9 protein-coding genes and 1 tRNA gene are annotated in these 12,032 nt (G+C 71.3%); 8 read left to right on the top strand and 2 right to left on the bottom strand.

The annotated features are described in order from the left end of the window. From VM324_12910 to VM324_12935, 6 genes are all read left to right on the top strand, one after another. A partial coding sequence (locus tag VM324_12910; protein ID HVM00185.1) for a hypothetical protein occupies positions 1–1,263 on the top strand: 1,263 nt, incomplete at its 5' end. A 234-nt stretch (positions 1,264–1,497) separates the two neighbouring features. Next, complete coding sequence (locus VM324_12915) at positions 1,498–4,722, top strand: AAA family ATPase (protein HVM00186.1); 3,225 nt, start codon at positions 1,498–1,500, stop codon at positions 4,720–4,722. Between the two features lie 84 nt (positions 4,723–4,806). Then, positions 4,807–5,928, top strand: a complete 1,122-nt coding sequence (locus VM324_12920) for a methyltransferase domain-containing protein (protein HVM00187.1) — start codon at positions 4,807–4,809, stop codon at positions 5,926–5,928. Positions 5,929–5,974: 46 nt separating this feature from the next. Continuing rightward, the gene (locus VM324_12925; GenBank protein HVM00188.1) at positions 5,975–6,385 is read left to right on the top strand and encodes a nuclear transport factor 2 family protein; all 411 of its coding nucleotides are present in this window, start codon (positions 5,975–5,977) and stop codon (positions 6,383–6,385) included. Positions 6,386–6,471: 86 nt separating this feature from the next. Beyond that, entirely contained in the window at positions 6,472–7,374 is a 903-nt protein-coding gene (locus tag VM324_12930) for an LLM class flavin-dependent oxidoreductase (protein ID HVM00189.1), read from the top strand. A gap of 829 nt (positions 7,375–8,203) precedes the next feature. After that, positions 8,204–8,818 carry a tetratricopeptide repeat protein gene (locus VM324_12935; protein ID HVM00190.1) on the top strand — a complete coding sequence of 205 codons (615 nt, stop codon included), beginning with the start codon at positions 8,204–8,206 and terminating at the stop codon, positions 8,816–8,818. A gap of 193 nt (positions 8,819–9,011) precedes the next feature. On the opposite strand, the gene VM324_12940 is transcribed toward VM324_12935, so the two are convergent. Both VM324_12940 and VM324_12945 read right to left on the bottom strand, forming a co-directional pair. Then, a tRNA-Arg gene (locus tag VM324_12940) sits at positions 9,012–9,084 on the bottom strand. A 24-nt stretch (positions 9,085–9,108) separates the two neighbouring features. Beyond that, positions 9,109–9,417 carry a metal-sensitive transcriptional regulator gene (locus VM324_12945; GenBank protein ID HVM00191.1) on the bottom strand — a complete coding sequence of 103 codons (309 nt, stop codon included), beginning with the start codon at positions 9,415–9,417 and terminating at the stop codon, positions 9,109–9,111. Between the two features lie 20 nt (positions 9,418–9,437). Here VM324_12945 and VM324_12950 point away from each other — a divergent pair, with 20 nt between their 5' ends. Beyond that, positions 9,438–9,839: a cupredoxin domain-containing protein gene (locus VM324_12950; GenBank protein HVM00192.1), complete on the top strand. Its 402-nt coding sequence runs from the start codon at positions 9,438–9,440 to the stop codon at positions 9,837–9,839. Between the two features lie 70 nt (positions 9,840–9,909). Then, complete coding sequence (locus VM324_12955; protein HVM00193.1) at positions 9,910–11,970, top strand: heavy metal translocating P-type ATPase; 2,061 nt, start codon at positions 9,910–9,912, stop codon at positions 11,968–11,970. Positions 11,971–12,032 lie beyond the last annotated feature (62 nt).

Raw genomic sequence — 12,032 nt, forward strand, 5'->3', positions numbered from 1 at the left:
ACCACCGGCCGCGAGTTGGTGCGTCAGATGTTTCAGGACCACCTTGACGTGCGCGCCCAGCGCGAGACCCGCGTGGAGGTCACCGACGTGCACGGCGCGACCCACGGCGCTGTGGAGGCCGGCCACGTCCGTGGGCTTCACACCGTGTTCGGTGAGGTCGACGTCGCCCGGATGGCCTACCGCCGACGCGGCCATCACAACCTGCACCCCGCCGACGCGACGTTGAACCTGCCCGCTGAGCGCCACTCCCACGGGCTGCGTCGACTCGCCGCGGTGGAGGCCGCACGCGGCTCGTTTGACGCTGCGGTCGCTGCGGTCAAGCGCGCCAGCGGCCAGACCCTGGGCAAACGCCAGGTCGAAGGGCTCGCCGCCCGCGCCGCGGCCGACTTCGACGACTTCTACGCCCACCGGCTGAGACCGGGCGCCGACCCCGATGACGTGCTGGTCATCTCGTGTGACGCCAAGGGCATCGTCATGCGCCCCGACGCGCTGCGGGCCGCCACCGCCAAAGCAGCCGCCCAGACCGACACCAAGCTGGCCACGCGCCTGTCCAAAGGCGAAAAGCGCAACCGCAAACGCATGGCCACCGTGGCCAGCGTCTACGAGCTGACACCGGCGCCGCGCACCCCAGCCGACGTGCTACCCGACACCGGCGACACCCGCCAGCGCGCCCCCGCGCCCACCGCCAAGAACAAGTGGCTGATGGCCTCGGTGGCAGACGACGCCGCGTCAGTGGTAGGTCGGATGTTCGACGAGGCCCAACGCCGCGACCCCGGCCACACCCACAAATGGATCGCACTGGTCGACGGCAACAACCACCAGATCGACCGCATCAAGATCGAAGCTGGCAAACGCGGCGTCACCGTCTCGATCGTGGTCGACTTCGTTCACGTCCTGGAGTACTTGTGGGGCGCGGCCTGGTCGTTCTTCACCGAGGGCGACCCCGACGCCGAACCCTGGGTGCGCGACAAAGCCCACGCAGTCCTCTGGTTTGCGCCTGCCGATTCCTCATCAAGGACCGCATGGACATCACCGGCGCCCGCTGGAGCGTCCAGGGCGCCGAAGCCGTCCTCAAACTGCGCGCCCTGTTCAGCAACGGTGACTTCGACGCCTACTGAGACATGCACCTGGCCCGAGAACACCAACGTGTCCACCAGTCACGCTACGCCCACAGCACCATCCCACAGGCCGCATAACGTCCCTCCAGGAGAGCCGCACCCTGGGATGAAATTTGGGTCGGCCAACACGGCCGGGTCTCGCTGACCCTCGATGAGCGCTTCAAGCATCGCCCGGCCCGAGACACCAGTGATGTCCGAGGCAACCGAGGACAGCCAACACCCGGCGTCCTCGAGCAGGTGTAGAACGCTTCCAGTAGTCGCCGGTCGCCTCCATCACCGCGTGAGAAACCGACTCACACCGTGAGCGCGCCAGAGCCAGGCCTGCGGCCTGACACCCGTTCTGCTGGAACGTCCCTGCCCGATCGGTCAGACTTCGACCGTGGGCACGGCGCCGAGGTTGGCGGGGCGCGAGCGGACGCTCGCCCAGCTCGATGACGTGCTGCAACGGGCGCGGGACGGACTCGGGGAGCTCGTCGTCGTCGCCGGGGAGGCCGGCATCGGCAAGTCGTGGCTGGCTGGACGCGCCGCCGACTGCGCCCGCGGCCACGGCTTCGACGTCGTGTGGACCTCGTGCCACGCCGGCACGGCACCCGCCTTCTGGCCCTGGCGCCAGCTCATGCGCGGCCTTCCGGCCGGGGCCCGGGACGCCACCGCGATCGCGCGCCTGACACCGACGGTGGAGGCGGGCCGGGGACCGACGGTCGATGACCCCGAAGCAGCCAGGCTGGAGCTGTTCGACGCCGTTGCGGACGCCGTCCGAGCGGCCTGCGTCCTCCGGCCCCTGCTCATGGTGATCGAGGACATCCACTGGGCGGATCTGGCGTCGCTGCGGCTGCTGGCCTTCCTGGCCCCGGCCCTCCGCGGGCTACCGGCGGCGCTGCTGGTGACCGTGCGCTCCGAGGAGGCGGGGACGGACGCGGCCTTGGGCGAGGCGGTGGCTGACCTTGCGCGCCACGGGACCCGCTGCGACCTCGACGGGCTGACCGTCCCAGAGATCGCCCAGCTTGCGCGGGAGACGGTCGGGCCCGAGCTCCCCGAACGGGTGGCGGCGGCACTGCAGCGTCACACCGCCGGCAACCCACTGTTTGTCCGGGAGTTCTTGAGGCTCCTCCACGCACGGGGGGAGCTCGCCGGGTTCGACGGGCAGGAGGTGGGCGAGCTGCCACCCGGCGTCCGTGACGTGCTGCGCCAGCGCCTGCAGCATCTGCCCGCCGACACGCTGGACCTCCTGGAAGTCGCCGCCACGGTCGGCGAGACGTTCGGCCTGGACGTCGTCCAGCAGACGACCGGCCTGCAGGCGCGCGAGCTGATCGATCGACTGGACCCTGCAAGGCGCGCGAACCTGATCGGGGAGGTCGCCGTCGGCCGGTACGCGTTCGGGCACGCGCTCGTCCGCGCGGCGCTGCTGGACCGGGCGGGGATGGCCGGCCGTCTGCGCCTCCACGAGCGTGTCGGTGAGGCGCTCGAAGCCATGCTGGAGGGGGGCGCAACGGTGGAGCTGTCCGCCTTGGCGCACCACTGGCTCGCCGCCGCGGTCGCGGGACACGCCCAGCGCGCCGTGCGCTATGCCGTCCTGGCCGCCGACCAGGCCCTCGAGCTGCTCGCCTACGAGCAGGCCGCGCGGCTGTACGAGCGCGCCCTGCAGGCCCTGGCGCTCGATCCGACTGCGGGTGACCGCACCGAGCTGCTGCTCGCCTTCGGGGAGGCGCTGGCCGCGGCCGGGGATCCGACGCGTGCGAGAGCGGTGCTCCTGGATGCGGCAGGGCGCGCGCGCGACCAGGATCGGCCCGAGCAGCTCGCGCGCGCCGCCCTTGGCCTGGCCGGGGGTGCCGGGGGCTTCGAGGTTCACCTGTTCGACGACGAGCAGATCGAGCTGCTGCGCGACGCGCTCGACCGGCTCGACCCGACGGCCGCGTCCCTGCGTGCCCGGCTGCTCGCGCGGCTGTCCGTCGCCCTGTCCTATACCGAGCCGATCCCCGTCCGGGTCGGGCTCGCCGAGGCCGCCGTCCGGCTGGCACGCGGCGCCGGGGACGAGCACGGGCTCGCGTACGCCCTCGCCGCGCACTGCGACGCGATCGCGGGCCCGCACGACAGCGAGACACGGCAGTCGGAGGCCGACGAGATCATCGCCCTGGCCACCTCGCTCGGCGACCGGCGCCTGGAGCTCCTCGGGCGACGTCTCCGGCTCGTCGCGCTCCTCGAGACGGGCGACGTGGCCGGCTCAGACGAGGAGATCGAGGCCTACGCGCGGACGGCGGGGACGTTGCGCCAGCCGCTCTACCAGTGGTACGTGCCGCTGTGGCGCGGCATGCGCTGCGCCGTGCGCGGAGACCTCGCCGACGCCGATCGCCACCTCGCCGAGGCACGGGCCGTCGGCCGGTCCGCCGGCAGCTTCAACGCGCACGTGCTCGGGCTCGTCCTGTCCTGGTTCCTCCACACGGAACGAGGACAGGCCGAGCAGGCCGCCGAGGATCTGGCCGAGACCGCTCGTCTGATCCCCCCCGACATCGGCGCCGCCTGGTGGAACGTCCACGCGATGCGCTGCGCGCAGCTCGGGCAGATGGCGGAGGCGCGCCGGCACATCGACCGGGCAGCCGACGTACTCGCTGACACCCCGCTCGACTCCGAGTGGATGTCCACCAGCGTCGTCTTCTGCGACGTGCTGCTCATGCTCGGCGGCCACCCGGCCGCCCCGACCGCGTACGAGCAGCTGCTCCCGTACCGACGGCGACACGCCGTGGACGGCATCGGCGCCATGCTGTACGGGTCGGTGGAGCGCCAGCTCGGCGTCCTCGCGGCCCTGCAGGGCCACCAGGACGCAGCCCGGAGGCACTTCACGGCGGCGCTGGCCGCCAACGAACCCGTGGGCGCGCTGCTGGTGGCGCGCACCCACCTGGACGCCGCGCGGGTACTGCGTGACCCAGACCACCTCCAAGCCGCCCACGCCGCCTACGGATCCCTCGGGCTGCTGCACCGCGTCGGCCGCCTCGCCGAGGAAGTGGCACCACCGGGACCGACGGACGCTGTCGACACCGGACCGCCAGGCGGCAACACGCTGCGGCGCGACGGCGGCCTGTGGCGGCTGACGTTCGACGGGAAGACCGTGCACGTCCCCGACCGCAAGGGCCTGCACGACTTGGCGCGCCTGCTCGCCGAGCCGGGCCGTGAGTTCCACGTCCTGGACCTCGCCGTGCCGGGCAGCGGCTCCGGCCCGGTGCCGGAGGCGGGCATGGGCGCGCCGGGCGACCTTGGACCCGCCCTGGACGCGACGGCGCGTGCCGCCTACCGCCGGCGCCTGTCCGAGCTGGAGGACGAGCTCGCCGAGGCGGAGGCCGCCGGGGACGGCGTCCGCGCGGAGCGGGCACGAGCCGAACACGACCTCCTGGTCGATCAGCTGGCCGGCGCCTACGGACTGGCCGGACGACCGCGGCGCACCGGTGACCCGGCAGAGCGGGCGCGCAGCACCGTGACCCGGCGCATCCGCGACGCGATCACGGCCGTCGAGCGGGTCCATCCGAAGCTGGGGCGCCACCTGCGCAGCGCCGTGCGGACGGGCACGTTCTGCCGCTACGAGCCGGAGCGGCCCACGGTCTGGCAGCTGTAGCGACCCGCCTCATCACGGCCTCCTCACGGTGTGAGCCGCCATCTCACGCCCTGGGTGCACACAGCCCAACCCGAGGAGGTAGCGATGACCACCACGCCCGTCCCCCCGCAGGTCGCCCCGTTTCCCGAACCGCACGAGGAGGCGGTCGCGCTGGCGGAGCGGCTGTTCGGCGCCAGCATCGGCGCGTTCGAGCTCGTCACCGTCCAGCTCGGCGTCGACCTGGGCCTGTACGCCTGGCTCGCCCAGCATCCCGACGCCCGGGCGGCGGATCTGGCGGGCGCCGCCGGCGTCCACGAACGCTACGCGCGCGAGTGGCTGGAGCAGCAAGCAGCCGCCGGGATCGTCTCGGTCGACGACCCGTCCGCGTCGCCGGAGGCCCGCCGCTACCGCCTGCCGGCAGGCCACGCCGAGGCGCTGCTGGACGAGGAGAGCCTCGCCTACATCGCCCCGCTCGCGCGTTTCCTCGTCGCGCTGCCCCCGCTCCTGCCGGACCTCGAACAGGCCTACCGGTCCGGGACCGGACTGGCCTTCGGGGACTTCGGGGAGCACGTCCGCATCGGCCAGGCCGGGTTCAACCGGCCGTCCTTCACCCACCTGCTCACCTCCACCTGGCTGCCCGACGGCGTCCCCGACGTGCACCAGCGGCTGGAGGCGGCACCGCCCGCCCGGGTGCTCGACGTGGCCTGCGGCGCGGGGTGGTCCTCGATCGCGCTCGCTCGTGGCTACCCGACCATCCACGTGGACGGCATCGACCTCGACGCTCCCGCCATCGAGCAGGCCCGCGCGACCGCGTCGGCGCTGGGACTGGAGGAGCGGGTCGAGTTCGACACGCGCGATGCCGCCGATCCACCCGGCGACCGCTACGAGGTCGCCTTCGTCTTCGAGGCGCTGCACGACCTGCCGCACCCCGTCGAGACGCTGCGCGCGATCCGCGAGGTGCTCGCCGACGACGGCTGCGTCATCGTGATGGACGAGAGGGTCGGCGACGAGTTCGCCGCGCCCGCCGACGACTTCGAGCGGTTCCTGTACGCCGCCAGCGTCCTGCACTGCCTCCCGGTGGGCATGTCCCGCCAGCCCTCCGCCGCGACCGGCACGCTCCTGCGACCCGCGACCCTGCGCGCCTACGGCAACCAAGCAGGGTTCTCCACCACCGAGATCCTGCCGATCGACCACGACTTCTTCCGCTTCTACCGTCTCCTCCCGTGACCTGCGTCGCGCGGACCGGCAACCCGTCAACGAGAAAGGAAACGCTATGAGCACCATCGCCCAGAGCACGCAATCGACCGCCGAGCGGTACAGCGAGGCATTGAAGCACCGGGACGCCGCGGCACTGCGTGACGTCTACCACGACGACGCAACCGTGGACTGCAACGTCCCGCAGTGGCGGTTCGAGCTGGAGGGCGCCGACGCCATCAGCACGCACCTCGGCGACGAGCTCGCCGGCGTCGACGCGGTCACCGACGTCCAGGTCCGGTCCTTCGACCCGTCCGACTGGCAGGCCTTCGAGGTCGAGGTCAGCCTGACCCGGGACGGACAGCAGCGCATGTACCGCGAGCTCGAGCTCGTGCGGATCGTGGACGGACGCATCGCCGAGCACATCGCCTACTGCACCGGCGAGTGGGACGCCGACACGATCCGCAAGCACCGCGCACAGAGCGGCTGACGAGGGATCTGCATTCGTCTGGGGCCCGAGCGGCATGCTCTGGGCCCCAGACGCGCCGGACGGCCGGACGAGGGGAGGCATTGGGGATGGCGACGGAAGCGGTGAGGTTCGGCATTCAGGTCCCGCAGGACGCACCGTTCGACGAGCTGCGGGAGCGCTGGCGGATGTGCGAGCAGCTGGGGTTCGACGTCATCCACGTCGCCGACCACATGGGCGACCCCCGCGACCTGCACGGGGTATGGCACGACGGCTGGACGACGCTGACCGCCATGGCGACGTCCACGACGCGGATCCGGGTCGGGATCCTGGCCAGCAACCCGATCCTGCACCACCCCGCGGTCCTCGCCAAGGCGGCGTCCAGCGTTGACGTGCTTTCCGGCGGACGGCTCGAGCTGGGTCTGGGCTGCGGCATCGCCGCCTTCGACCACGCCGCCACCGGCACCCCCTACTGGGGAGCGCGTGAGCGGGTGCAGCGCTTCTCCGAGTTCGTCGAGGTGGTGGATCGCTGGCTTCGCGCCGGCGACGAACCCGTTCGCCACTGCGGACAGCACTACCGCAGCGACGGCGTCCCCGTGGTGCCCGCCCCCGTCCAGCAACCGCGGCCGACGATCATCATCGCCGGCCAGTCACCCACGGTGCTGCGCACCGCCGCCCGCCACGGCGACGTGTGGAACACCCACGGCCCGTTCGGTGCGGACCTGGACGAGATCGCCGCACGCACCCGACAGCAGAACAGCGCGCTCGATCAGCTCTGCGAGTCGGCGGGGCGGGACCCGTCCAGCCTGCGCAGGTCACTGCTGCTGATCGAGTCGCGCCTCGCTCCGACAAGCGGGCTCGATGCCTGGGCCAACTCGGACTGGTTCGAACGGATCGTGACGCGCTTCGTGGAGACAGGCATCCGCGAGTTCATCGCCTTCTGGCCGCAACCGCATCACATGGAGCACTTCGAGCACGCGGCGGGCCTCCTTCCGGAACTGCGCGCCGGGTAGGCATCCGCGCGGAACAGCGGCGGCTCGCTGGATCGAGGATGCGCCCACTGGCGGTGGCATACCCGTTCCGCGCGGCGCTCAGCGCAGCAGGCGGTGCTCCATGGCGAACAGTGCGGCCGCCGCCAAGGCCGGCGACGCCGTCAGCTAGCCGCTGGAGCCCGTCCCGGTAGCCGGGTTGCTCACTGTGAACGATGACCGTCCCCTCCGTGCGCAGGCGCAGGTCGCCGTGCCGCTCGGTTTCGCAGAGCCGGCGGTCCGGGTCCACCTCGTCGTCGAAACGGCGCATCAACGCGTTCGCGGGCGCGCCGTGTTCTCTTCGTCCGATCGCTCGTGCGTGCCCAGCTCGCATGTGCAGCCAAGCGGAAGCGAAGGGATCGCTGCTCAGGTGTCAATTCCATGCCTCACGTCCCAAACATCGACGGACTTGCTTCCCGCAGGTAGTTGCTTGGCCCGTCCACGTACTTGTGACCCCGACGAGGCCGACTACTACCTGCCCGACGAGCGAGCCGACGAGCGGGCGGAGCGGCGGTGTTGTCGGCGCCGGGGTCATCGTGGTGGGGCAGCGGCGCCGAAGCGCTCGAGCTGAGCGGCGAGGTGGAGAGGCCGAATTCGTCCTGCTGTACGCCAAAGGGGCGCGGCCGGCGGCCGACGGAAAGGAAACACTGGTGCCGCGTTGACACCGTATATGGTGCTCGCTATGATGCCGCGACCCGTTCGGGCGAACGTCCGAAGCGAGGTCTCAAGTGAAGACGCGCACGAGAACTTGGCGGCCTTGGCTGTGCGCAGCGGGCCACAATCGATCGGTCCGCTTAAGGGTATAGCTCGCTTCTTGCGCGACCGGGGTGATGTCAACCTTGCCTGCTTGCTTTACGCCCTTGCAGCCGTCCGGATTGGAGCGGCGGAGGGACTACAGGCCGCTGCGCGGGAACTCGGCAGGGCTTCAGCTCTCGCGCGGCAACACGGGAGCCACCAACTCGCTGAAGCACTGCTCCGTGAAAGCCTCCAGCACGATCCCACCAACTTGCGTCCACTCTCAACTCTGGGGCAGCTTCTGCACCATCAAGGGCGATACGCCGAGGCGATCGATTGTCTCGAAGGCGCCTCCAGTATCGACAACCATGCAAAGCTGTTCCTTGGCTGGTCACGCCTGCTCGCAGGCTTCGATGCGCGTGATGAGCAAGAGGTAGCGGATGGTTCTGCACAACTCGGTGAAGCACTACGGCAGTGGGCATACGGTAGTAATAGTTTCTCCGAGCGGGGACGCTGGGTCCGCCAACTTCGCCGACTGCGCGCTTTGGGCTCCCGGTTTGAAGAGCAGACCCGCCAATTGATCGAGTTCGCTAATTCCAACGCCAGCTGGGGCGAGATCGATCCGACCGTTGCCGAAGAGCCGTGGTCAGACGACGATTCTGAGTTGCTTGTAGGTGACGGTCAACCTTCATAGAACTGGTTAGTAGTTAGATATGCTACTTCTCTCTCACTTGCGGCCTAGCGATCGAACTCTGCGGGCGTGGGACCCGCGGCTCGTAGAGGTAGCGGTCGATTGCCTGGGCGCCTGGGCGGTCTTGGCGCCGAACGGCGCCGCGCGGGGTACCGTCTGGAGGGTAAACCCGCCGGTCAGATCAGAGGTGGTTTTGTACCCGCGGCAGGATTCGAACCTGCGGCCTTCTGCTCCGGAGGCAGACGCTCTATCCCCTGAGCTACGCGGGCGGGGTGGGACGATGGTAGCAGCCGTCAGGACTTGACGAGACGCTCAATGGCCCTCGTCGCCTCGCCGATCATCTCGTCGGTGCGGGCGGGGTCGTCGCCGGTGGCGGCCTCCCGCACGCAGTGGCGGACGTGATCGTCGGGCAGGCCGATGGACACGCTCTGCAGCGCCCTCGACGCGGCGGAGACCTGCGTGAGGATGTCGATGCAGTAGGTGTCCTCCTCGATCATCCGCTGCAAGCCCCTGATCTGCCCCCCGATCCGGCGCAGCCGCTTCACGCAGTCGTCCCTGCCCATCATGTAATGGGACGCGAGTAGGAGGCTTGCGATGAGCACGTCACGACCAGCGCTGCAGAGTGGCGCCGTCGCGGCGATCCTGGCGCTCGCCACCATCGCCCCCTGGCGGGCTGCGCCGACCGCCCCGCCGGGGGCGTGCCCACGACGGGCACAGCCACCACGGCGACCGCGCCCCGGTCGCGGAGGGCGCCCGCACGATCCCCGTCGCGGCCAGCGCGTTCGCCTTCGACCCCCAGGAGATCGCCCTGACCGCCGGCGAGGACGTCGCGATCGGGCTGACCTCGACCGACCTGACCCACGACTTCGTCATCGACGAGGTCGACTTCCACGTCGCCGCGGACCCCGGCTGCACCGCCAAGGGCGCACTGCGCATAGACGAACCCGGCACCTACACCGCCTACTGCTCCGTCGCGGGGCACCGCGAAGCCGGGATGCAGACCACCGTGACCGTCACCGAGTGACAAAGGGGACCCGACCATGGCACACGACGTCCCGACGCTGGACGAAGCCGCAGTCCGGGCAGGAGGCGCAGTGAGCACCCACGGGCACGGCCAGCACGACCAGCTCCACGTCCGCGAGACCCACGTCGGCCAGGGAGACGGCGGCCAGGGAGACGGCGGCCACGACCACGGTGACCACGCGGCCATGTTCCGCGACCGGTTCTGGCTGACCCTGCTGCTCACCCTGCCGGTCGTCTACTACTCCGAGCACCTGCGCCACTGGTTCGGCTACGGGGTGTGGGAGTTCCCCGGCCACGAGTGGCTCGCCCCGGTCCTCGGGACGGTCATCCTCCTCTACGGCGGCTGGCCGTTCCTCACCGGTGGGCTGGCCGAGGCCAGGCAGCGCAAGCCGGGGATGATGCTGCTCATCGCGATGGCGATCAGCGTCGCCTACGCCGCCTCGCTCGCCACCTCGCTCGGGCTGTTCACCGTCGAGGTGTGGTGGGAGCTCGCGCTGCTCATCACGATCATGCTGCTCGGCCACTGGCTGGAGATGCGAGCCATCGGCCAGGCTCGCGGCGCACTCGCGGCGCTCGCCGAGCTGCTGCCCGACGACGCGGAGCGGCTCACCGTCACCGGCGACACCGAGACCGTGAAGGTCGCCGACCTGCAGGTCGGCGACATCGTCCTCGTCCGCCCCGGCGGGCGCGTCCCCGCCGACGGCACGATCGTCGAGGGCGCCGCCGAGCTCGACGAGTCGATGATCACCGGCGAGGCCAACCCCGTGGCTCGAGGGGAGGGCGACCGGGTCGTCGCCGCGACCGTCGCCGCGGATTCGGCGATCCGGGTGCGGGTCGACGCCGTCGGCGACGACACGACCCTCGCCGGCATCCAGCGGCTGGTCGCGGAGGCGCAGGCGTCCTCCTCACGGACGCAGGTCCTCGCCGACCGGGCTGCCGCGCTGCTGTTCTTCGCCGCCCTCGCCGCGGCCGTCCTCACCGTCGCGGCCTGGACCGTGCTCGGCCGGCCCGACGCCGCGGTCGTTCGGGCGGTGACCGTGCTCGTCATCGCCTGCCCGCACGCCCTCGGCCTCGCCATCCCACTCGTCGTGTCGATCTCGACGGCGAAGTCGGCCCGCAGCGGCATCCTCGTCAAGGACCGCCGGGCGCTCGAGCGGATGCGCGAGATCGACGTCGTCATGTTCGACAAGACCGGCACGCTGACCCGCGGGCAGCACGTCCTCACTGGCGTCGCCGCGGTGGACGGGGACAGCGACCGGCTGCTCGCCCTCGCCGCGGCGGTCGAGGCCGACAGCGAGCACCCGCTGGCGCGCGCCATCGTCAGCGCCGCCCACGACCGCAAGGTCCCCGCGCCGAAGGGGTCGCGGTTCCGGTCACTGACCGGCCGCGGGGTCGAGGCGGACATCGAGGGCGGCCCCGTCGCCGTGGGCGGACCCGCACTGCTGCGCGAACGCGGCCTCACCCTGCCCGCCGCACTCGACGAGCAGGTGTCGGCGTGGCGGTCCCGGGGTGCAGCCGTCCTCGCGGTGGTCCGTGACGGCGAGGTCGTCGGCGTCCTCGCCCTGGAGGACGAGGTCCGCGACTCCTCCCGGCAGGCCGTGCGCCTACTGCACGACCTCGGCGTGCGCGTCGGGATGATCACCGGCGATGCCCAGGAGGTCGCCGACGCCGTCGCCGCCGAGCTCGGCATCGACGAGGTGTTCGCCCAGGTGCTGCCCGAGGACAAGGACGCGAAGGTCGCCGGCCTGCAGGACCGCGGCGAGGCGGTCGCGATGGTCGGCGACGGGGTGAACGACGCCCCGGCGCTCGCCCGGGCCGACGTCGGCATCGCCATCGGCGCAGGCACCGACGTGGCGATCGAGTCGGCCGGCATCGTCCTCGCCTCCGATGACCCACGGGGGGTCGTGGCCATCCGCCGGCTGTCGCAGGCCAGCTACCGCAAGATGGTGCAGAACCTGTGGTGGGCGGCCGGGTACAACCTCGCGGCGATCCCCCTCGCCGCCGGCGTGCTCGCCCCGATCGGGTTCGTGCTTCCGATGGCGCTCGGTGCGGTGCTCATGAGCCTGTCCACCATCGTGGTGGCGCTCAACGCGCAGCTGCTGCGCCGCGTGGAGCTCGACCCCGCGGGCTGACCCCTGCGCAGCATCATCATCTTTGGGGATGCACCGACGGGCTCACGACGACATCCTTGGGC

It is taken from the genome of Egibacteraceae bacterium, assembly GCA_035540635.1.
GTDB lineage: Bacteria > Actinomycetota > Nitriliruptoria > Euzebyales > Egibacteraceae > DATLGH01.